Here is a 20,322-nt window from a genome sequence, read left to right on the forward strand (position 1 = left end):
GTGGCCGCTTCGCTCGTCAGCGGCTACAGGTTTTTGTCAGCGGTCAGTCTTGCAGTGCCTTACCCTTCCCGTCCTTGAGTTCAAGCCCCGGCAGCGGCTGGTCTTTGGGCGGTTGCGGCAGATCAATCGGGGGCAGCGGGATCAGGCTGCCACTCCCGGCAACCGGCTTGGGCACGGCGCGCGGGGTGACTTGCGGGTACGGGGTTGGCGTGGCAGTGCCCGGTGAACCCGGCGCGGCGGTCACGGGGGCACTCGGGACAGTCGTCAATTCCGTTGCCTGGACTGCACTTATCAAGAGCGCGCTCCCTGCAATGGCCGTTAGAATAGTGCGTTTCATCAATCACTCCGTTGCCAGACCGGCTTGTCTGCCCTCAGGCTACTCGTAACCTGCGGTTTTTGCCCCCCTCAATGAGATTTCCATGAAACGTTTTGTTTTGCTCGACACCACTCCGATCCCCGAAAACGGCGGCGCCTTGTGCCTGTTCGAGTATGGCGAAGACTTCGTGATCAAGATTCAGGGCGGCGACGGCGGCCAACTGATGAACACGCGCATGCACGGCTCCGAAGACGCGCTGGCCGAGATCCCTTGCCGCAAAGTCGCTGGCCGCCCGCAGTCGCGGGTACTGATCGGCGGTCTGGGCATGGGGTTCACTTTGGCTTCGGCACTCAAGCATTTGGGCAAGACTGCCGAAGTGGTGGTCGCCGAACTCGTGCCAGGCGTAGTGGAGTGGAATCGCGGACCGTTGGGCGAAAAATCGGGCAACCCCCTGCAAGACCCGCGTACCGTGATCCGCATGGAAGACGTGGCCAAGGTGCTGCAAGCCGAGCCCAACGGGTTTGATGCGATCATGCTCGACGTCGACAACGGCCCCGAAGGCCTGACTCAAAAAGCCAATAGCTGGCTGTATTCGGCGGGTGGCCTGAGTGCTTGCGCCAAGGCCTTGCGCCCAAAAGGCGTCCTGGCGGTATGGTCTGCCAGTGCCGACAAACAGTTTTCGGACAAGCTGCGCAAAGCCGGTTTCAAGGCTGAAGAAGTCCAGGTGTTTGCCCACGGCAACAAGGGCACCCGACACACCATCTGGATTGCAGAAAAAATCAAAGGCTGATCAACAGCTAAACTTAACGACATAACCGTCATTTGTCTTACAAGGTGAACCCATGAGTTCGGTGAATCCACCCTCCCACACCGCCAAGCTGGACCGCATTCTGGCTGATGCCCAGCGTGACCGTGAAATGGGCTATCGCGACAAGGCCCTGAAAATGTACCCCCACGTGTGCGGCCGTTGCACCCGTGAATTTGCCGGCAAGCGCTTGAGCGAGCTGACCGTTCACCACCGCGACCACAACCACGACAATAACCCGCAAGACGGCTCCAACTGGGAGTTGCTGTGCCTGTACTGCCATGACAACGAGCACTCGCGCTACACCGACCAGCAGTACTTTGCGGAAGGCTCCACCAGCAGCCCGAAAATTGCCAAGGCCACCCACAACCCGTTCGCCGCACTGGCCGGTTTGATGAAGAAAGACGAATAGCCTTGTGCTGTAGTCGCTGCCGCAGGCTGCGAAGGGTTGCGGAGCAACCCGTTTTCTTGGAGTCCCCACAGATCCCTTCGCAGCCTGGGGCAGCGACTACAGATAGCAGCCCCCCTGTACCAATGCCGTATACTCGCGTCTTTTTTTCGCAAGGGCTCGGGCAAGTGGCAAACAAACGGTACAGCTGCATTGGTTTGTATAACCCCAAATCGCCAGAAAACGTCGGCTCGGTGATGCGTGCGGCTGGTTGCTACAGCGTTGCCTCGGTGTTTTACACCGGCAAGCGTTACGAACGTGCTCGCGACTTTGTCACCGATACCAAGAAAATCCATCAGGACATCCCGCTGATCGGCATCGACGACCTGAAAAAGATCATCCCGCTGGGCTGCATTCCGGTCGCGGTAGAAATGGTCGAGGGCGCACGTTCCTTGCCTGAATACACCCATCCGGACCGGGCGATCTATATTTTCGGCCCCGAGGACGGCTCACTGGGCAAAGACGTGCTGGAATGGTGCGAAGACGTGATTTACATCCCGACCACTGGCTGCATGAACCTCGCAGCCACGGTCAATGTGGTGCTTTACGACCGACTGGCCAAGGGCAACAACACCCGTTCCGGACCCAAGTTCGGCTAGACCTTGCCTTTGTTCTGCTGGCTGGAGCTCCAGTCCACCAGCAGGCTGTAGGCAATGGCAAGCAAGGTCGGACCGATAAACAAGCCGATAAAGCCGAAGGCTATCAACCCGCCAAACACACCGAGCAGTACGATCACCAGCGGCAGGTTGCCGCCGCGACTGATCAGGTAAGGCTTGAGCACGTTGTCGACACCACTGATGATCACGGTGCCCCAGATACCGAGGAAGACCGCCATCCCGTACTCGCCTTTCCAGGCCAGCCAGGCTGTGGCGGGAACCCAGATCAGCGGCGGCCCCATCGGGATCAGGCTGAGCAGGAACGTTGCCAGCCCCAGCACCAGTGCGCCGGGGACGCCCGCGATCAGGAAGCCGATCAGCGCCAGCAACGCCTGGGCTGCAGCGGTACCAATCACACCATTGACCACACGCTGTACGGTGCCCGCCACCAGTTCCTGGTAGTAGTCGGCACGGTCGCCAATCAGTCGCTCAAGCAGACCATGGACGAAGCTCGCCAGCCGCGGCCCGTCACGGTAGAAAAAGAACACAAAGACAATGCTCAACGTCAGCTCAAGAATGCCGCCGCCAATCTGTGCACTTCGGGCCAGGAACCAGTTGCCCACCTGCCCCAGGTAAGGTTTGACTGCCAGGAGCAGCGCAGCGCCCTGCTCGTCAATGGTGTTCCAGATGCCGACCAGGCGCTCGCCCACGATGGGAATACCGCCCAGCCAGCTCGGAGCGTCGGGCAAGCCTTCGAGCTGAACATCCTTGACGAAGGTTGTGGCATCGCGCACATGGTCTGCCAGGTTGAGCCCCAGCCACACCAGCGGCGCGGCCACCAACAACATCCAGCCCAGGGTCAGGATGCCCGCAGCCAGCGACTCGCGCCCTCCGAGCAAACGTGTCAGCAGGCGCATCAGGGGCCAGCTGGCAAACGCCAGCACCGCGCCCCAGAACAAGGCCGACCAGAATGGCGCCATCACCCACAGGCTGGCACCGAACAACACCAGGAGCAGAATCTGCACCAGCAGGCGATCGTTATTGAGCATGTGTGTTCCACAGAAAATTCAGAAATCAAAGAAGGACGACGACTACCCAGAGTGTAGCCGTCGTTTACAAGGGTCTAGCGCAGTAACTCGATACGCAGCCCTTTGGCATCGCTGTCGCCAAGCTCCATTCGGGCAGCCCGTACACCGTTGTTGATCAACGCATCGCGCCAGGCGGAAGCCTTGGCACCGGTCAAACTGACTCGGGAAGTTGAATCAAGGTTCAATGCCCTGGAGATTAATGTCAGCCACTGTGCATCCGGCTCGCCTGCAAGCTTGGGAAAGTCCAGCTCACCCGTGCTTTTCAACTGGCGCTGCAAGGTAGCCGAAGTAGGCAACAGTTCACCCAGATCGGCGCTCGCCTGAAGTTGCTCGACATGCAGGTAGCCTTTGCGACTGCCGCGATTGATCCCGTACAAGGCAACCAGCTGGTTCTGCTGGGGAGCTGCGCGACGTAACAACAAGTAGGATTGCTGCTCATCGGAACCGACCAGTTTGGAGTTACCGAAAACCTCATTGGCCCACAAGCTGCTTTCGCCACAGTCACGGGCCTGGCACCAGAACAACAGTTCGGCGCCCTGTTCCTGCAACGCCTCACGGGCAGCGGTAAAGGCTTCAGTGGCCGAGTGCTCTGCAGGCAGCTCGTAGGTGATGGCCGTGGTCAGGCCACGGGTATTGACCTGCCCCTCAAAACGCAGGCGACCGCTGATCTTGCGGATCGAGCCCATCGGGTAAATGCGTTCGATGTCAGGCTTGACGGAATAATCGACAATTTGTGCATCCGCGAGACGCGGTACGTCAGGCAAATCCTGGCTACCGGGCACATCGCTGGCCCAGACTAACGGGCTCAGACAACTCAGGCTCAAGGCCAGGATAAAACGATTGGGTATTTTCATCGGCATACTTCACCGAGAGCTAGCGTGTGGCTCAGCATCCTCACGATAGAGACCGGATGGCCTTTCGGGGTCGCAGCGGTGTAGAGATCTATCATGGTCGTCTCCCATTTCAACCCGCCAAGCCTCGACAGTTGGTAGCCGCAAGTCAAGGAACGGCGAAGAACCGATTGAAACAGTCTGCAACAAGGATCGCCCCCGCTTCGTCATTCAGGTGCAAATGATGGCCACCCGGCAACCGTTCCAGGTTGAAGGGTAGTCGATCCAGCAGCTCGGAATGGCTGGCCAGCATGCCCTGCTCGGCCACCACCAGCATCGCCGGGCAACTCACACGCCGAATAAAGGACATGGCCTGTTCGTCATTCATGCGCAATGGTGTGGGCAATGTCAGGCGGTTGTCGCTACGCCAGCTATAACCTCCGGGGACCGGCATCAAACCGCGCTGGGCCAGCAACTCTGCAGCTTCCCGGCTGACGGCGACCAGGCCTTTCATCCGCGCTTCAACGGCGCGATCGAGGGTCGGGTGCACCGACTTGCGCTTGTGCTCCAGGCCGAGTTGCGCCTGCAGCGCCTGCCCCATGCGCTCAGCCACGTCCCCTTCGGGGCCACTGCGCGCCACAATGCCATCAATCAGCGCCAGTCGGGTCACGCGCTGCGGAAACGATCCGGCGAAAACCACCGAGACAATCGCCCCCAGCGAATGCCCCAGCAGTGCAAATCGCTCCCAGCCTAATTGCTCGGCCACACACAGCACATCAAAGGCGTAGTCCGCCAACCCATACCCTGCCCCGCGCGGGCGATGATCCGAATGGCCATGCCCGGCAAGATCCAGCGCCACGATGCGCAGGCCCGAAAGCTTTGGCGCCAGCCGGGCGAAGCTATTGGCGTTGTCCAGCCAACCATGCAGGGCAATCACGGGCACGCCATCCTCGGGGCCAAAAATGTGCGCAGCCAACTCGATATGCGGCAGGCTCAGACGAATTTCTTCAACCACAGGACTCATGCAAAGTGCTCTTCAAAGGCCGGAATGACGAAGTTCCCAGCGGGCAAAAATCTGTTTGAGCAGGCGGGCGGTGTCCTGCGGTTGCTCCAGCGGAAACATGTGTCCGCCCGGTACGCTTAGCGACTCGCCATTGGGCATGCGCGAAACGGCTTTGGCATGATGATTCATGACCACTCGACTGTCGCGCCCTCGCACCACCGTCAGCGGGACCTGCAACTGAAAGGCCCTGCCGGGACTGGTGTCAGGGACGCTGCGATAGATATCGATTTCGGTCGCCGGGTCGAAGCTCAACCGCAAGCGGTCATCAACAGGTTGCAACCCGTGCTCCAGGTAAGCCTCGAAGCAGTCCGGGTCAAAGCTGCGGAACAGTGACTTACCCGCAAAGTAGGCTCGCGCCGTCTCACGGTCGGCAAACTCTTCGCGCCGCCCCAGAGTGCGGCCGGCAGGGGTCAGGCGATCGATCAGGCCAAAACGCTTGGCCGCACGAATCACCCACTGATCGGTGCGCGTCAGCACGGGCGAATCCAGCATGACCACGCCCTTGTACAGATGCGGGCAACGGATAGCGGCATGCAGGTGCAGCATACCGCCCAGAGAATGACCCACACCCAGCACGGGTTCTGCTTGTTGTTGCAGGTGGTAAATCAGTTCATCGACGAGGTTGTGCCAATTGTTGTCCACCGGATAACGCGGGTCATGCCCGTGCTGTGACAGGTGAACCACGCTGAAATCCGGCGCAAGGGCACTGAACAACTTGCCATACGTGGCCGAAGGGAAGCCGTTGGCATGGGCGAAAAAAATCTGCCGAGACATACAAGGCGTCCAAATGTAGGAAGTACGCCTTATTGTCTGTAGGAAAATTCTTCATATCAATGACCGTATGCGCCATGAGTGACGACAATACGGCCATTATCTGGCCGTTTGATCACCGCGCGGGCGGGTTTTCACCCAGGGGTACAACGGCGATGGTCAGGCGGGAAATGCAACTGAGTTTGCCGCTGTCGTCGCTCAGGCGGATATCCCAGACGTGGGTTGTGCGGCCCATGTGTACCGGGCGTGCGACTGCGCTCACCCGGCCGCTGCGCACGCCACGCAGGTGATTGGCGTTGACCTCAAGGCCCACGCAATAGAATTTCTGGGTATCGATACACATAAAACTGGCCATCGAACCCAGGGTTTCCGCCAGAACCACCGATGCGCCGCCATGCAACAGGCCAAAAGGTTGGTGAGTTCGGTGATCGACCACCATGCTTGCAGTGATGGAGTCGTCATCGAAGGCATCGAAGGTGATGTCCAGCACGTCGCAAATGGTGTTTTTGCGCAATTCATTAAGGCGCGCCAGGTCAGGCGGAGTCGTCCACGAAATCATGCAGTCATTCCTTGGTCAGTGAGTAGGGGCGGCGGCGTGATTGACGCTCAACACAGCCACCAAAATGCCATTCATCCGCCCCAACTATCTTTCACTACGACCAAAATGTGCAACCGCTGCAATGATCAGGGGTGATGAACACCGATCAAGGTCATGCTGCCAGCCAGCGGCCATTCACCCTCAAGCTCCACCAGGCTGGCCGTCTGCATCGGCTGGGGCTGACGCAAATGACCATGCAGCAACAGGCTGATCAAGTCGCCCACAAATGGCTGATGACTGACCAGCAGTACATTGCCACTGTCCGGCAGCTTGCTGACCGCAAACTTGGGCTCACTTTCAGGTGTCAGCCACGGCACGGTAATGAGGTCGCAGGTAAAACCAAGGGCCTTGCGCACCAACTCAGCGGTTTGCTGCGCCCGCACATAAGGGCTGACCAGGATGCTGTCCAGTGGCTGGCCAATCAGCAAGGCTGCACTGTGCAGCACCTGTTCACGACCATGGGCCGTGAGTTCGCGTTCGGCATCGCGCCGGGCGTGAGGCTCGGCTTCGCCGTGACGCAAGATCCAGATCTTCATGGCTTGGTCTCTTCGCCCTTGGCGGCCTGCGCGTAAGGTGCTTCACCTTCCGGGGCACGAGGGGCTGGCCAATCGGCAAAAGGCCAAGGTTTTTGCTCGGTGTGAAAGCTGCCAAACCGACCAATCTGCGCAAGATAAAGGCTCAGGCTGTCGCCAAAATTCATCAGGCCGCCGTTGGGTGCGCCGTAGATCAGACGGTAAATCAGCTGCACCAGCACCAGCCCGCCAAGCACCAGTTGCGCGACTTGCCAGACCAGCAAAAAAACCAGCATCCAGAGCACGCGCAAAACGAGTGACTCGTATTTGGGTGCGTTTTTAGTGTCGTTCATGTGCTGCTCCCTTGGTGCTTAGTTGAAACCGCTGGTGGAGATAAAATCGACATCCGTCTTGGGTTCGCCGCGCATCAACTGCCCGATGACCTGATCCAGGGTGTAACCCTCGAACAGAATCGCGTGCAGGCCAGCAACCAAGGGCATGTAGACGTTCAGTTCCTGTGCCTTGACCTTGAGCACCTTGAGGGTATTCACCCCTTCGGCCACTTCGCCCAGTCGAGTGACGGCATCTTCCAGGCTGAGGCCCTGACCCAGGGCAAACCCGACCTGATAATTGCGGCTCTTGGGGGATGAGCAGGTGACGATCAAATCGCCTACACCCGCCAAGCCGAGGAAAGTCATGGGATTGGCACCCTGGCTAACGGCAAATCGGGTCATCTCGGCCAAGGCACGGGTAATCAGCATGCTCTTGGTGTTCTCCCCCATACCCAGCGCCACGGCCATGCCGGCGATGATTGCGTAAACGTTTTTCAACGCCCCGCCCAACTCCACCCCAAAACGGTCGGCACTGGCATAGACGCGAAATGTTCGGCCATGCAATGCCGCCTGCACGCGGTTGCACAGGTCTTCATCGGCACTGGCGACCACGGTGGCAGTCAACGCATGCTCGGCAACTTCACGGGCAAGGTTGGGCCCGGACAGAACGCCGATACGTGCCTGCGGGGCGATTTCTTCAAGGATCTCGCTCATCAGTTTGAAACTGTGCGCTTCAATGCCCTTGGTCAGGCTGACCAGCATTTTTCCGCTCAAACGCTCTGCGTGTTCGGCCAGCACACTGCGCAAGGCGCTGGACGGCAAGGCCACAAAACACAGCTCGCAGGCATCGAGCGTCGCCTTGAGATCAGTAACCGGCTCCACCCCGGGATGGATCTTGATGCCCTTGAGGTAACGCGGGTTTTCGCGATTCAGGCGAATGGCCTCGGCCTGCTCCGGATCGCGCATCCACTGATACACACGATGACCGTTTTCTGCCAGCAAGTTGCCCACGGCGGTGCCAAAGCTTCCGCCTCCCAAGACCGCAATAGCGTGCTGTTCAGTCATATGCAATCCCGTTTTCCATCTAGCGTGGCAATGGCGGCATTATACGGAGCACATGCCCCGCGACCAGCCCCATAGCATATAGATGGCTTTGACTGAAAAAGTGCAAGACCTCGGTTAACATGCCGCTCAGGTACTCACCTTCAAGAGGCAGCTTTGCTGCACTTCAACATGAACGACTGCAGGTCAAGGACGACAACGTATATGGGAGAGGTATTTGCTGGCTGCAAGGTGACTGTCGGAGACACCCTGCCATGATGGCTCGCAGTCGGTGGGATATTCACACCCGCACGCAGATGATGAGCCTGGGCCCGGCGTTGTTATTGACCTTGTTGTTGATCAGTTTTTTTACGTTCGTACGAATCCAGGATTTGCGCCAGGAGCTCAAGCACACAGGCCAGTTGATCGCCAACCAATTGGCGCCTGCCACCGAGTACGGGCTCATGACGGGGAACACCCACGTTCTGGAAACCCTGATCAACGCTTCGTTGAACATCCCCCACGTACAGTTTGTGCAGGTACAGAACCGTACAAACGAGGTGCTGGCACAGGCAGAGCACTCCCCGCCCGGCGCTGATCAAGGCTCGCAGGTTGAAGTGTTCCAGGCGTCAGTGCGATTGCAGAAGAGCCCTTCGGGCGAATATTTTTTGCTCAGTCATAACCAGACACCAGCACCGGTAGAAGACTATCTGGGCCGGGTACTGGTTGGCATGTCCGGAGAGGCGTTCAGCACCCGTCAACAAGAAATCCTGCTCAAGGCCGTGATCCTTGCCTTGTTTGCCCTGGGCTTCACCTACCTGTTGGCCAGGCGCCTGGCGTCCAACCTGTCCAAGCCCATCAGTGACATGAGCAAAGCGGTCAAGGCCATCCAGCAGGGCGACTACTCCACGCCCTTGCCAGTCGTCGACGATGGCGAACTGGGCAGTCTGGCCCAGCACATCAACAATCTGGCCGATGGGCTTGAGCAAGCCAGCCGAGAGCAACATGCCGCCATTGCTCAGCTGATTCAGACCCGCGAAGAAGCCGAACGGGCCAACCGGGCCAAAACCGACTTTTTGGCCATGATGAGCCACGAGCTTCGCACGCCGATGAATGGCGTACTGGGAATGCTGCAACTGCTGGAAACCACGCAGATGACAGAGGAACAGGCTGAATATGCCGCCCTGGCGTCAGAGTCCACCGAGCACTTGCTCAAGGTCATTAACGACATCCTCGACTTCTCACGAATCGAACGGTCAGCGCTTGAACTGGAGCGCATCCCCTTCAACCTCGCAGAACTGGTCAGCAATTGCGCTCAGGCTTTCCAGCACAGCGCCGCACAGCGCGGCCTGCACTTGCAGCTGACCCTCTCAGAAGGCTTGCAGGATTTGCACGTACTGGGGGATCCGACGCGGATCAGGCAAATCCTGGTCAACCTCATCGGCAATGCGCTGAAATTTACCGAACACGGGCAGATCAGTATCGAACCGCTTTGGCAGCGTCTGGATCACGAATTGATCTGGTTTACCTGTGTCGTACGCGACAGCGGTATTGGCATCAACAGCGAAAAACTGGACTCCATGTTCACCGCTTTCCAGCAGGCCGACAGCTCGATTTCGCGGCGCTATGGTGGCACAGGGCTGGGCCTGCCCATCGCCCGCACGTTGGCTGAACGCATGGGTGGCACGCTGCACGCCACCAGTGAAGAGACCCGCGGCTCAGTGTTCACCCTGGAAATCCCGCTGGAGCTGCACCAGCCCGTAGAGCACAGCCAAAGGCCTGAACTTGAGCCGGAAGCGACGTGTGCGCCCGGGCGTAAAATCTTGCTGGTGGAAGATAACCAGGTCAATCAGACCGTCATTGAAGCCATGCTGAGCAGCCTGGGATACGAAGTGAGCATGGTCAGTGATGGCGCGCAGGCCATTCATTTCGCCAACACCGAGCGCTTTGCCGCGATCCTGATGGACTGTCGCCTGCCGATCATCAATGGCTACGAAGCTACCCGGCAAATCCGCCAACTGCCCGGGTGCATGACCCTGCCCATCATTGCCCTGACCGCCAATGCCTTGCAGGGTGATCGGGAAACCTGCCTGCAGGCCGGAATGAACGATTACCTTGCCAAGCCGTTCAAACGAGCTGATCTGGAGCAAATTCTGCTGCGCTGGGTCCAGTAACTTATGGCTAAAAGGCCACCTGCGACTGGCGTTAAACACAAAAGTGCGGCAGTCTTAGGCACCCGAATGGGCCACTGAACCGGCCCGATTTAAATTTTCAGTGCACAAGTGTACATTCTTGCCCTTTGCGCTGTGACTTTCACTACAACGCAATAGTCTATGTGTAGGCTGGCGAACTGGAACTCGTATGTTTCAGTTGGTCGGGAAGATTTGCCCCACCCTGCCGCATGGGATTATTGAGGAGCTCGCATGACCAAACAAAACGCCTTTACTCGGGAAGATTTGCTGCGCTGTAGCCGCGGCGAGCTATTCGGCCCAGGTAACGCGCAACTGCCCGCCCCTAACATGCTGATGGTGGATCGCATCACCCATATCAGCGAAGAGGGTGGCAAGTACGGCAAAGGTGAATTGGTCGCCGAGCTGGATATCACCCCGGACCTGTGGTTTTTCGCCTGCCATTTCGAAGGCGATCCGGTGATGCCAGGTTGCCTGGGCCTCGACGCCATGTGGCAGTTGGTCGGCTTCTATCTGGGCTGGCAAGGTCTGCCGGGCCGCGGGCGTGCCCTGGGTTCGGGCGAAGTGAAGTTCTTCGGCCAGGTCTTGCCGACCGCCAAGAAAGTCACCTATAACATTCAAATCAAGCGCGTCCTCAAGGGCAAGCTGAACCTGGCCATTGCCGATGGTTCGGTCACTGTCGACGGTCGCGAGATTTATACTGCCGAAGGCCTTCGGGTCGGCGTATTTACTTCCACTGACAACTTTTAAGGGTTATCCGCATGCGCCGCGTCGTTATCACTGGTCTGGGCATCGTTTCGTGCCTGGGCAATGACAAAGAGACCGTCTCCGCTAACCTGCGTGCAAGTCGCCCTGGCATCCGATTCAACCCGGAATATGCCGAAATGGGTCTGCGTAGCCAGGTTTCCGGCTCCATTGACCTGCCTCTCGAAGAGCTGATCGATCGCAAGATCTATCGCTTCGTCGGCCACGCAGCGGCTTACGCCTACCTGGCCATGAAAGACGCCATCACTGATTCGGGCCTGACCGAGGAGCAAGTCTCCAACCCGCGTACCGGCCTTATCGCCGGCTCGGGTGGCGCGTCGACCCTGAACCAGATGGAGGCGCTGGACATCCTGCGCGAAAAAGGCGTCAAGCGCGTTGGCCCGTACCGCGTTACGCGGACCATGGGCAGCACCGTTTCTGCCTGCCTGGCCACCCCCTTCAAGATTAAGGGCGTGAACTACTCGATCTCCTCTGCCTGCGCCACCAGTGCTCATTGCATCGGTACTGCGGTTGAGCAGATCCAGCTGGGCAAGCAGGACATCGTTTTCGCGGGCGGTGGCGAAGAAGAACACTGGAGCCAATCGTTCCTGTTCGACGCCATGGGCGCGCTGTCCACTCAATACAACGACACGCCTGAAAAAGCGTCCCGTGCCTACGACAAAAACCGTGATGGCTTCGTCATCGCCGGTGGTGGTGGCATGGTTGTTGTTGAAGAACTGGAACACGCCCTGGCGCGTGGTGCCAAGATCTACGCCGAAATCGTCGGCTACGGAGCGACATCCGACGGCTACGACATGGTTGCCCCAAGCGGCGAAGGCGCCATCCGCTGCATGCAGATGGCCATGTCTACCGTTGACGGCCCGATCGACTACCTCAACACCCACGGCACCTCTACTCCGGTAGGCGACGTCAAGGAAATGGAAGGTGTTCGCGCGGTATTCGGCGACAAGGCTCCGGCCATCAGCTCGACCAAAAGCCTGTCGGGTCACTCACTGGGCGCCGCAGGCGTTCACGAAGCGATCTACTGCTTGCTGATGATGGAAGGCAACTTCATCGCCGGCTCTGCAAACATCGAGGAACTGGACCCGACTGTCGCTGACATGCCGATCCTGACCAAGACCCGCGAGAACGTCACGTTGAACAATGTGATGAGCAACAGCTTCGGCTTCGGTGGCACAAACGCCACTCTGGTACTGAAGCGCTGGGCTGGCAAATAAGCCCTCCCCTCGCGAAATAAAAATGCCCCGGCTGGTTTTCCAGTCCGGGGCATTTTTTTGCATGATGGAACGCATGGCTCCCGGGATGCTCTATAAAGATCAGGACCGTTATCTCTGCCACTACGAGGTTTGCCATGACTGTTACCGTTAATACCGTATCCCACGAGGGTTTTCGTCACAGCATCAAAATCGACGATCACGAAGTCTTCACCGATTTGCCAACATCCCTGGGCGGCGACGGTTCTGCTCCCTCTCCCCATGATTACTTCGATGCCGCCCTCGGTGCGTGCAAGGCGCTGACACTCAAGCTCTATGCGCAAAAAAAGGAGATCCCGCTGACCGGGGTCACGGTCGAAGTCAAACACGACGCCAGCGAAGAACAGAAAGGGAAATACGCCCTGCACGTCAAACTGACGCTAAAAGGCGTGCTGACCGATGCCCAGCGCGATGAGTTGCACAACGTGGCCGACAAGTGCCCGGTGCATAAATTGATGACTACCGCCGAGATCACCATCGAGACCCATCTATCTGAAGGTGCTTTCAGCCAGTAACGCACAGGTTCTACCTGCAGGCCCGGGAAGCGTTGGGTTATGCTCAACGCTTCTCCCCCGCTGGCACCTTCAAATGCACACATTGACCATAATTCGGCCACGGGCCGAAGATGTCGAAGGCCAACCGATCTTGCGCCCTCTGCCCTCGGCCAAGTGCCGCAGCGTCGGGCCTTTTGTATTCTTCGACCACATGCTGCCTACCCACTATCCACCCGGCCACGGGATGAATATCCGACAGCATCCGCACATCGGCCTGTCCACTTTGACCTATCTGTTTGAAGGCCAACTGCAGCATAAGGACAGCCTGGGCTCCGACCAGCAGGTTGGCCCCGGCGAAGTCAGCTGGATGACCGCGGGCGCGGCCATTGCTCACGTTGAACGAACACCCGCCTCAATACTGGCGCAAGGCTCAAGCCTGCATGGGCTGCAAGTGTGGCTGGCTTCTCCCAGGGAACACGAACAAGGCGCAAGCCACTACAGCCATCATGATGCCAATAGCTTGCCCGTCAGTGAGACCCTGGGAGTAATGATTCGCCTGATTGCAGGCACCGGGTTTTGCTTGAGCTCGCCGGTGCCGGTGCTCTCACCGACCCTGTACGCCGAAGTGCAGATGCAAACGGCCACAACGCTGCTTGTTCCGGCGGAACACCCGGAGCGTGCGCTGTATGTGCTGGAAGGTGAAGTGCAGCTGGAGGGCCAGACCATCGAACCACGCTGCCTGGTGCTACTGCCTGCCGGAGAAGCCATGACCCTGTGCGCGATGAGTGACAGTCATATGGTGTTGATCGGCGGAGCGGCCCTCGATGGTCCGCGCCGCATGAACTGGAACTTCGTCGCCAGCGATCCAGCCCTGATCGAACAGGCTAGAACCCGGTGGGCCACAGGGCATTGGCCGACAGTACCCGGTGAAACCGGTCGCATCGAACTGCCTTGAAGCCCGGCCCGCAGAGGCCTTACAAAACCATTGCCGCCACCCAGCCAAAGGCCAGCAGCGGCAAATTGTAATGCAGGAAAGTAGGCACTACGGTGTCCCAGATATGGTGATGCTGGCCGTCAATATTCAGGCCGGAAGTGGGCCCAAGGGTGGAGTCCGATGCCGGAGAACCTGCATCGCCCAAGGCGCCCGCTGTGCCGACGATGCAAACAATGGCCATTGGACTGAAACCCAGCTGAACGCACAGCGGCACAAAAATAGCCGCCAGGATCGGCACAGTGGAAAATGACGAACCGATACCCATGGTGACCAGCAATCCAACCAGCAACATCAGCAGAGCGCCCACGCCCTTGCTGTTATTGATCCAGCCGGCAGAAGCTTCAACCAGTGATTTGACCTCGCCGGTGGCTTTCAGGACTTCGGCAAAACCGGAGGCTGCGATCATGATGAAGCCAATCATGGCCATCATCTTCATGCCTTCGGTAAACAAATCATCCGTCTCGCGCCAACGCACGATCCCCGAAGCCGAAAAAATCAGAAAACCTGCCAGCGCGCCAATAATCATGGAGCCCAGCCACAGCTGAATGATAAACGCCGCCGCAATGGCCGCACCTGCCACCAGCAAGGTGCGCGGGTTATAGCTGACGGCAACCTGTTCAACCTGTTCGATTTTGGCCAGGTCATATTCGCGTTTTTTGCGGTAACTGATGAAAACCGCCACCAACAACCCAAACAACATCCCTAAAGCCGGGATTGCCATCGCATGGGTGACATTGACCCCGCTGATATCAACGCCACTTTTGCTGACGTTGGCGAGCAAAATCTGATTGAGAAAGATATTGCCAAAACCCACCGGCAAGAACATGTACGGCGTGATCAAGCCAAAGGTCATGACACAGGCAATCAATCGGCGGTCAATGTTCAGCTTGGTCAGTACATACAACAGGGGCGGAACCAGCAAAGGAATGAACGCGATATGGATCGGCAGAATATTCTGGGAAGAAACAGCCACGACCAGCAGCAAGCCAATCAACAGCCATTTGACGCGATTGCCACCGGCCGCATGCTGCCTGTTGACCATCATCAGCGCTTTGTCTGCCAGGGCATGGGCCATGCCCGACTTGGCTATCGCCACTGCAAAAGCACCCAGCATGGCATAGGACAAAGCCACCTGAGCACCACCGCCCAACCCGCCATTGAAAGCATTGAGTGTTGCCTCGATACCCAGCCCACCTACGAGACCGCCAACAACGGCACCCACAATCAGTGCGATGACCACGTGCACACGGGACAAACTGAGCACCAGCATGATGCCGACCGCGGCAATTACTGCATTCATTATTACAACCTCATAGCGCGCACCACGATAAAACACCGTAAAGCGGAAAATTTCGGGCAAAAGACGACTGTTCCAATCGCCGGATCTGGAAGGGTGGACCTTTTTGGGGGCGCACACTTTGCAGCACCTCCAGCGCCTTGTCAAAGCGCAGGCCAAAGGCATCCGGACAATCCACCCTGACAGGCCTTAACCCTAGTATTTAAAGGGCTAAATCGGTGTTTTCAAGACCGGGTAAAACGCTAATAAGTCGGGTTTTGGCGTAAAGAAAAACATCCTGCGGCCGCTAACAGTGAAAGCCTCTTTTTAGGATGCATCCATGTCGCTCAGACAGCTTTCCATCCAATGGAAAATCACCCTCCTCGCCGGACTCAGCCTGATCGGCGTAGTCACCCTGCTGGTGGGACTTTCTCTTTATCGCATGGATCACACTGCCGATCTGGTAGAGGCCTCAAGTTCACGAATGCTGAACGAGTCTGCGCAAGCCCGTATCGAGGCTCAAGGTGAAGCCCAGGCACTGGCAATCAGTCGCCAGTTTATGGATGCCTACCAGTACGGTAATGGATTCGCCCGACAAGTCCTTTTCTTGCGTGAGCAATCTGAAAAGCGCTTTCTGGATGCCTTTGACTTGCGTGAAGACCTGACGCGCCAGGTTAAAGCGGCCTTGCAGGCCAATCCGGACTTGCTGGGGCTGTCGCTGGTATTTGAAGCCAACGCGCTGGATGGCAAGGACTCACTGTTCGACCATCAAAAAGAACTGGGCAGCAATGACAAAGGACGCTTTGCCCTTTACTGGTCGCAACCGACACCGGGCAAGCTGAGCTCGATGGCGCTGCCCGAATCAGACATGGTCGATACCAGCACCGGGCCCAGCGGCCAGGCCAACAACACATGGTTCACCTGCCCGCGCACTACGCGCAAACCGTGCATCATCGAGCCCTATTTCTATGAGATCGACGGGCAAAACGTATTACTGACCAGCATCGTTTTCCCCCTGATTGTTGACGGAAAAGTCATTGCTTCACTGTCGGTTGATATCAATCTCAACAGCTTGCAAGCCATTAGCCTGCAAGCCAGCCAAAAACTGTACGACGGCGAAACCCGCGTTGGCATTATCAGCTCGGCCGGGATACTCGCCGGCTTCAGTGCTGATGCCAGCAAACTTGCCCAGCGTCTCGATCAGGTAGACACCAGTGATGGCGCTGAATTGATCCGCATGATGGCCAAAGGTGATCAGGTACAAAGCATTCGCAGCGAGCAACGCCTGAAAGTCCTGATTCCCTTCCTGCCGATCCCGGGCAGCAAATCCTGGGGCGTATTGCTCGACGTGCCTGAAGCTGTCCTGGTCGGACCGGCACAGGCCCTGCAAGCAGAACTGGACGAGCGCAACAGGGCCGGAGCCTTGACCGAGCTGGCGTGGGGGTCTCTGGCAGCCATCATCGGGCTTCTGCTGGTGTGGTTGCTGGCCCGTAGCGTCACACGTCCGATCCTTGGCGTGGCCAACATGCTTGAAGATATTGCGAGCGGAGAAGGCGACCTGACCCGTCGCTTGGCATACGACAAAAAAGACGAACTTGGACAGCTCGCCAGCTGGTTCAACCGCTTCCTCGACAAACTGCAACCGACCATTGCCGAAGTCAAACGCTCGGTACAGGACGCGCGCAGCACCGCCGATCAGTCGGCGGCCATTGCCACCCAGACCAGCGCTGGTATGGAGCAGCAGTACCGTCAGGTCGACCAGGCGGCCACGGCCTCCCATGAAATGAGCGCAACGGCGCAGGATGTCGCACGCAGCGCGGCACAGGCGGCTCAGGCCGCTCGTGATGCCGATCAGGCGACCAGACAAGGGCTGACGATCATTGACCGCACCACGACCAGCATCGACCATCTGGCTGCAGATATGAGCGCGGCCATGACGCAAGTTGAAGGGCTGGCTGCCAATAGTGAAAAAATCGGTTCAGTACTGGAGGTCATTCGCGCCATTGCCGAACAGACCAACCTCCTCGCCTTGAATGCTGCCATTGAAGCGGCGCGGGCAGGCGAAGCCGGGCGCGGATTTGCCGTGGTGGCCGACGAGGTCCGCAACCTGGCACGCCGGACTCAGGAATCCGTTGAGGAAACCCGGCAGGTCATCGAACAACTGCAAGCCGGGACTCAGGAAGTAGTGAGTTCCATGAATAACAGCCATCGCCAGGCTCAGGGCAGTGTGGAGCAGGTAGGACAGGCGGTGACGGCCTTGCAGCAAATCGGTGATGCCGTCACCGTGATTACCGACATGAACTTGCAGATTGCCAGCGCGGCTGAAGAACAGAGTGCCGTTGCAGAGGAAATCAACAACAACGTTTCCACTATTCGGGATGTAACGGAGTCTTTGTCTGAACAGGCCAATGAGTCGGCCCGGGTCAGTCAGGCGCTGAACTCACTGGCCAACCAGCAGCAAAAATTGATGGATCAATTTCGCGTCTGATCCGTCGTGCGATGACGGTTTTAAGCCGTCGTCGCCTTTTTCGTTCCTCCTGGGAGCTTGATTCTAACCATCAGGCCGCCCATCTCAGCTGTCTCAAGCTGCATAACTCCCCCCCACGCTTCAACGATGTCCCGAACGATTCCAAGGCCCAGACCGTGACCACTGGCTTGCTCGTCAAGCCGCGTACCGCGACTGAACACCTGATCACGTTCGGCCTCAGGAATGCCCGGCCCATCATCCTGGACTTCAATCACAAACCCGTCCACGGTCTGGCCAATACTCAGTTCGACTTGGGCGTCCGCCCATTTGCAGGCGTTATCCAATAGATTACCGAGCAATTCGAGCATGTCTTCCCGATCCCAAGGCAAATGCAGCCCCGGCGCAACCTTGTGCGTCAATTGCAGATGCTCGCCGTGAATCATGCCAAGGGTCGACAGGAGCCCTGGCAACTCCGTATCAGCATCAAATTGCGCACCCGGCAAGGCATCGCCCGCAAGACGCGCACGGTTGAGCTCGCGGCTCATGCGCTGCTGTATCTGGTCCAACTGCTCTCGCAATGTAGTTTGTATCTGCGGATAAGCTGCAAGCCGCGGATCGTTGGCCAGGCTGATCAATACCGCCAATGGGGTTTTAAGTGCATGGCCCAGGTTGCCCAACGCATTGCGCGAGCGCTTGAGGTTGTCTTCGGTATGGGCCAGCAAGTGGTTTATTTGCGTGACCAGGGGTTCAAGCTCAAGGGGGACCAGCGAATCAAGCTGCGAGCGCTGACCTGACTGCAACTGAGCGATTTGTTTACGTGCAGTTTCCAATGGCCGTAGAGCGCGGCGAACGGTAATACGCTGCAACAGCAAAATAACAATCAGGGCCATGACGCCCACCCCCAGACCGATCCGCTGAACCTGCCTGAAACTTTCACGTATGGGTGTGTAGTCCTGGGCAACGCTGATGGAGACCGCCTGGCCAAGGCGCTGGTAATCACTGCGCATGACCAGCAGCATCTGCCCCTCTGGGCCAGGCTGTAACTCGCTGCTCAGCCCAGGCTCTCTGGGACGCGGTAGTTGAGCGTCCCAAAGCGAACGCGAGCGCCAGTGAGTATCACCGAACTCGATACTGAAATAGTGTCCAGAAAATGGCCGCTGATAAGCAGATGACAACCGTCGTTCATCCAACTGCAAGCCTTGGGGGCCACGGCTCAAAGCTATCAGCAGGTTCTCACTGTCGTTCTTCAGGCCTGACTCCAGATAACGCTGGAGGCCACTTTCAAATAGCCAGAGACTGACTTGACCTACGACCAGACCTGCAACCAGCAGAACGCTGACCAAACCCAGACTCAAACGCCTCTGAATGGACTTCACTGGCCGACAGCGCCGAAAATGTAGCCCTGACCACGACGGGTTTCGACCACTTCACGCCCGAGCTTGCGACGTAAATGGTTCACGTGGACCTCTAAAACATTGGAATCACGTTCAGTCTCACCGTCGTAGAGATGCTCGGCCAAGTGGCTTTTAGAGAGGATCTGTTGCGGATGCAACATGAAATACCGCAGAAGACGGAACTCGGCAGCGGTCAATTGCACCTCGGCCCCATCTTTGAGTACGCATTGACGCGCCTCATCCAACTGCAGCCCTGCGGATTTCAATAACGGCTGATTCGGTTGACCGTGAGAGCGACGCAAGAGTGCCTGCACCCGCAGTTGCAGCTCTTCAGGATGAAAAGGTTTGGTTACATAATCATCGGCACCGGCTTTAAGGCCATCAATGCGCTCGGACCAGGAGCTGCGTGCCGTCAAAATCAGAACAGGCGTGGCCAGCCCTTGTGTGCGCCACTGCTTGAGCACATCAATGCCGGACATCCCCGGTAAACCCAGATCAAGAATAATCAGGTCATAGGGTTCACTCTGCCCTTGATAAAGAGCATCACGCCCATCGGCCAGCCAATCAACTGCATAGCCAAGGCGAGTTAACCCGGCCATCAGTTCGTCAGCCAATGGAACGTGATCTTCTACCAGCAGCAACCGCATTAATCATCTACCTCGTCTTTGAGCAATTGACCATTACTGGCGTTCAGTTTGATCTCGCGCACAACGCCACTGGTCGTAAGCAACTCGACCTCGTAAACATAAACGTCGTCATCCTCCTCCAGCTCTACCTCCAGCAATTTTGCACCCGGGTGGCGCTCAAGGGCTTTTTGAAGCAGTAGCTCTAGCGGCTGGATCAGGCCTTGCTCACGTAAACGCAGCGCCTCGTCCTGCCCCAGGTCCCGCGCAATGGCCAAAGAACAGAACGCAGAGAACACCAACACGATAAATCCGCCAACTCGTAGGTTCACTGTCATCACTCGCCTCTGCGGCCTCCGTTCAATGTCATTTGTGCGATATCAAAAACATGGAGCATAAATGTATTGGCTTAATTGAAGCTGAATCAACTGCCCCACCCCCCGGATTGCGGGAGGTATGCACCTGCG

Annotated in this window: 21 protein-coding genes and 2 pseudogenes; 10 read left to right on the forward strand and 13 right to left on the reverse strand. The window is 57.8% G+C overall.

Annotated elements, in window-relative coordinates:
• Window positions 1–43 precede the first annotated feature (43 nt).
• A complete protein-coding gene (locus tag VSQ83_RS16390; RefSeq protein WP_133078965.1) occupies window positions 44–337 on the reverse strand; it encodes a hypothetical protein in 294 nt (97 codons plus the stop codon).
• A gap of 82 nt (window positions 338–419) precedes the next feature.
• Between VSQ83_RS16390 and VSQ83_RS16395 the strand changes: the two genes are divergently transcribed.
• From VSQ83_RS16395 to VSQ83_RS16405, 3 genes are all read left to right on the forward strand, one after another.
• Window positions 420–1,106, forward strand: a complete 687-nt coding sequence (locus tag VSQ83_RS16395) for a spermidine synthase (protein WP_010656469.1) — start codon at window positions 420–422, stop codon at window positions 1,104–1,106.
• A 52-nt stretch (window positions 1,107–1,158) separates the two neighbouring features.
• A complete protein-coding gene (locus VSQ83_RS16400) occupies window positions 1,159–1,533 on the forward strand; it encodes a YajD family HNH nuclease (RefSeq protein ID WP_019828707.1) in 375 nt (124 codons plus the stop codon).
• A 164-nt stretch (window positions 1,534–1,697) separates the two neighbouring features.
• The gene (locus VSQ83_RS16405) at window positions 1,698–2,168 is read left to right on the forward strand and encodes an RNA methyltransferase (RefSeq protein WP_133078964.1); all 471 of its coding nucleotides are present in this window, start codon (window positions 1,698–1,700) and stop codon (window positions 2,166–2,168) included.
• Here VSQ83_RS16405 and VSQ83_RS16410 read toward each other — a convergent pair.
• From VSQ83_RS16410 to VSQ83_RS16445, 8 genes are all read right to left on the reverse strand, one after another.
• Window positions 2,165–3,214, reverse strand: a complete 1,050-nt coding sequence (locus VSQ83_RS16410) for an AI-2E family transporter (RefSeq protein ID WP_133078963.1) — start codon at window positions 3,212–3,214, stop codon at window positions 2,165–2,167. The two genes, VSQ83_RS16405 and VSQ83_RS16410, sit on opposite strands and share 4 nt — an antisense overlap.
• A gap of 74 nt (window positions 3,215–3,288) precedes the next feature.
• Window positions 3,289–4,107: a DUF4892 domain-containing protein gene (locus VSQ83_RS16415; RefSeq protein WP_133078962.1), complete on the reverse strand. Its 819-nt coding sequence runs from the start codon at window positions 4,105–4,107 to the stop codon at window positions 3,289–3,291.
• Window positions 4,108–4,252: 145 nt separating this feature from the next.
• Entirely contained in the window at window positions 4,253–5,107 is an 855-nt protein-coding gene (locus VSQ83_RS16420) for an alpha/beta hydrolase (RefSeq protein ID WP_326427206.1), read from the reverse strand.
• A 12-nt stretch (window positions 5,108–5,119) separates the two neighbouring features.
• On the reverse strand, window positions 5,120–5,920 hold the full coding sequence (locus VSQ83_RS16425; protein WP_133078960.1) for an alpha/beta fold hydrolase: 801 nt from the start codon (window positions 5,918–5,920) through the stop codon (window positions 5,120–5,122).
• Between the two features lie 112 nt (window positions 5,921–6,032).
• Complete coding sequence (locus tag VSQ83_RS16430) at window positions 6,033–6,476, reverse strand: hotdog fold thioesterase (RefSeq protein WP_326397599.1); 444 nt, start codon at window positions 6,474–6,476, stop codon at window positions 6,033–6,035.
• A 125-nt stretch (window positions 6,477–6,601) separates the two neighbouring features.
• Window positions 6,602–7,051, reverse strand: coding sequence for a phosphohistidine phosphatase SixA (gene sixA, locus VSQ83_RS16435; RefSeq protein ID WP_133078958.1), 450 nt, complete (start codon window positions 7,049–7,051; stop codon window positions 6,602–6,604).
• Window positions 7,048–7,380: a DUF4389 domain-containing protein gene (locus VSQ83_RS16440; protein WP_133078957.1), complete on the reverse strand. Its 333-nt coding sequence runs from the start codon at window positions 7,378–7,380 to the stop codon at window positions 7,048–7,050. The genes sixA and VSQ83_RS16440 overlap by 4 nt, the downstream gene beginning before the upstream one ends.
• 18 nt (window positions 7,381–7,398) lie before the next feature.
• Entirely contained in the window at window positions 7,399–8,424 is a 1,026-nt protein-coding gene (locus VSQ83_RS16445; RefSeq protein ID WP_133078956.1) for an NAD(P)H-dependent glycerol-3-phosphate dehydrogenase, read from the reverse strand.
• 251 nt (window positions 8,425–8,675) lie between these two features.
• On the opposite strand from VSQ83_RS16445, the gene VSQ83_RS16450 reads away from it, so the two are divergent.
• From VSQ83_RS16450 to VSQ83_RS16470, 5 genes are all read left to right on the forward strand, one after another.
• Entirely contained in the window at window positions 8,676–10,574 is a 1,899-nt protein-coding gene (locus VSQ83_RS16450) for an ATP-binding protein (protein ID WP_219263217.1), read from the forward strand.
• Between the two features lie 249 nt (window positions 10,575–10,823).
• Window positions 10,824–11,339: a 3-hydroxyacyl-[acyl-carrier-protein] dehydratase FabA gene (fabA, locus tag VSQ83_RS16455; RefSeq protein ID WP_003210552.1), complete on the forward strand. Its 516-nt coding sequence runs from the start codon at window positions 10,824–10,826 to the stop codon at window positions 11,337–11,339.
• A gap of 11 nt (window positions 11,340–11,350) precedes the next feature.
• Window positions 11,351–12,571, forward strand: a complete 1,221-nt coding sequence (fabB, locus tag VSQ83_RS16460) for a beta-ketoacyl-ACP synthase I (protein WP_016781684.1) — start codon at window positions 11,351–11,353, stop codon at window positions 12,569–12,571.
• 134 nt (window positions 12,572–12,705) lie between these two features.
• Entirely contained in the window at window positions 12,706–13,122 is a 417-nt protein-coding gene (locus VSQ83_RS16465; RefSeq protein WP_133078954.1) for an OsmC family protein, read from the forward strand.
• 73 nt (window positions 13,123–13,195) lie between these two features.
• Complete coding sequence (locus tag VSQ83_RS16470) at window positions 13,196–14,056, forward strand: pirin family protein (protein WP_133078953.1); 861 nt, start codon at window positions 13,196–13,198, stop codon at window positions 14,054–14,056.
• Window positions 14,057–14,075: 19 nt separating this feature from the next.
• Here VSQ83_RS16470 and VSQ83_RS16475 read toward each other — a convergent pair whose 3' ends face one another.
• Window positions 14,076–15,395, reverse strand: a complete 1,320-nt coding sequence (locus tag VSQ83_RS16475) for a Na+/H+ antiporter family protein (protein ID WP_133078952.1) — start codon at window positions 15,393–15,395, stop codon at window positions 14,076–14,078.
• Between the two features lie 535 nt (window positions 15,396–15,930).
• Here VSQ83_RS16475 and VSQ83_RS26780 point away from each other — a divergent pair.
• Window positions 15,931–17,001: pseudogene (locus VSQ83_RS26780) on the forward strand (HAMP domain-containing protein); the annotation flags it as partial.
• A gap of 345 nt (window positions 17,002–17,346) precedes the next feature.
• Window positions 17,347–17,859 (forward strand): annotated as a pseudogene (locus VSQ83_RS26785) (methyl-accepting chemotaxis protein); the annotation flags it as partial.
• A gap of 20 nt (window positions 17,860–17,879) precedes the next feature.
• Here VSQ83_RS26785 and VSQ83_RS16485 read toward each other — a convergent pair.
• From VSQ83_RS16485 to VSQ83_RS16495, 3 genes are read right to left on the reverse strand one after another with little or no spacing between them, the layout of a single operon-like run.
• Window positions 17,880–19,214: an ATP-binding protein gene (locus VSQ83_RS16485; RefSeq protein WP_326427208.1), complete on the reverse strand. Its 1,335-nt coding sequence runs from the start codon at window positions 19,212–19,214 to the stop codon at window positions 17,880–17,882.
• On the reverse strand, window positions 19,211–19,879 hold the full coding sequence (locus tag VSQ83_RS16490; RefSeq protein ID WP_133078949.1) for a response regulator transcription factor: 669 nt from the start codon (window positions 19,877–19,879) through the stop codon (window positions 19,211–19,213). The genes VSQ83_RS16485 and VSQ83_RS16490 overlap by 4 nt, the downstream gene beginning before the upstream one ends.
• Complete coding sequence (locus tag VSQ83_RS16495) at window positions 19,879–20,193, reverse strand: PepSY domain-containing protein (protein ID WP_133078948.1); 315 nt, start codon at window positions 20,191–20,193, stop codon at window positions 19,879–19,881. Before VSQ83_RS16495 ends, VSQ83_RS16490 begins: the two co-directional genes overlap by 1 nt.
• Window positions 20,194–20,322 lie beyond the last annotated feature (129 nt).

This window comes from Pseudomonas sp. DSV-1, from assembly GCF_035830915.1.
In the GTDB taxonomy this organism is placed as follows: Bacteria; Pseudomonadota; Gammaproteobacteria; order Pseudomonadales; family Pseudomonadaceae; genus Aquipseudomonas.

Coding starts and splice junctions, on each gene's coding strand:
- VSQ83_RS16470 (WP_133078953.1), top strand. CDS start 13,196: ATGCACACATTGACCATAATTCGGCCACGGGCCGAAGATGTCGAAGGC.
- VSQ83_RS16475 (WP_133078952.1), bottom strand. CDS start 15,395: ATGAATGCAGTAATTGCCGCGGTCGGCATCATGCTGGTGCTCAGTTTG.
- VSQ83_RS16465 (WP_133078954.1), top strand. CDS start 12,706: ATGACTGTTACCGTTAATACCGTATCCCACGAGGGTTTTCGTCACAGC.
- VSQ83_RS16440 (WP_133078957.1), bottom strand. CDS start 7,380: ATGAACGACACTAAAAACGCACCCAAATACGAGTCACTCGTTTTGCGC.
- VSQ83_RS16400 (WP_019828707.1), top strand. CDS start 1,159: ATGAGTTCGGTGAATCCACCCTCCCACACCGCCAAGCTGGACCGCATT.
- VSQ83_RS16445 (WP_133078956.1), bottom strand. CDS start 8,424: ATGACTGAACAGCACGCTATTGCGGTCTTGGGAGGCGGAAGCTTTGGC.
- VSQ83_RS16450 (WP_219263217.1), top strand. CDS start 8,676: ATGATGGCTCGCAGTCGGTGGGATATTCACACCCGCACGCAGATGATG.
- VSQ83_RS16395 (WP_010656469.1), top strand. CDS start 420: ATGAAACGTTTTGTTTTGCTCGACACCACTCCGATCCCCGAAAACGGC.
- fabB (WP_016781684.1), top strand. CDS start 11,351: ATGCGCCGCGTCGTTATCACTGGTCTGGGCATCGTTTCGTGCCTGGGC.
- VSQ83_RS16415 (WP_133078962.1), bottom strand. CDS start 4,107: ATGAAAATACCCAATCGTTTTATCCTGGCCTTGAGCCTGAGTTGTCTG.
- VSQ83_RS16495 (WP_133078948.1), bottom strand. CDS start 20,193: ATGACAGTGAACCTACGAGTTGGCGGATTTATCGTGTTGGTGTTCTCT.
- VSQ83_RS16390 (WP_133078965.1), bottom strand. CDS start 337: ATGAAACGCACTATTCTAACGGCCATTGCAGGGAGCGCGCTCTTGATA.
- fabA (WP_003210552.1), top strand. CDS start 10,824: ATGACCAAACAAAACGCCTTTACTCGGGAAGATTTGCTGCGCTGTAGC.
- VSQ83_RS16410 (WP_133078963.1), bottom strand. CDS start 3,214: ATGCTCAATAACGATCGCCTGCTGGTGCAGATTCTGCTCCTGGTGTTG.
- VSQ83_RS16425 (WP_133078960.1), bottom strand. CDS start 5,920: ATGTCTCGGCAGATTTTTTTCGCCCATGCCAACGGCTTCCCTTCGGCC.
- sixA (WP_133078958.1), bottom strand. CDS start 7,051: ATGAAGATCTGGATCTTGCGTCACGGCGAAGCCGAGCCTCACGCCCGG.
- VSQ83_RS16420 (WP_326427206.1), bottom strand. CDS start 5,107: ATGAGTCCTGTGGTTGAAGAAATTCGTCTGAGCCTGCCGCATATCGAG.
- VSQ83_RS16430 (WP_326397599.1), bottom strand. CDS start 6,476: ATGATTTCGTGGACGACTCCGCCTGACCTGGCGCGCCTTAATGAATTG.
- VSQ83_RS16490 (WP_133078949.1), bottom strand. CDS start 19,879: ATGCGGTTGCTGCTGGTAGAAGATCACGTTCCATTGGCTGACGAACTG.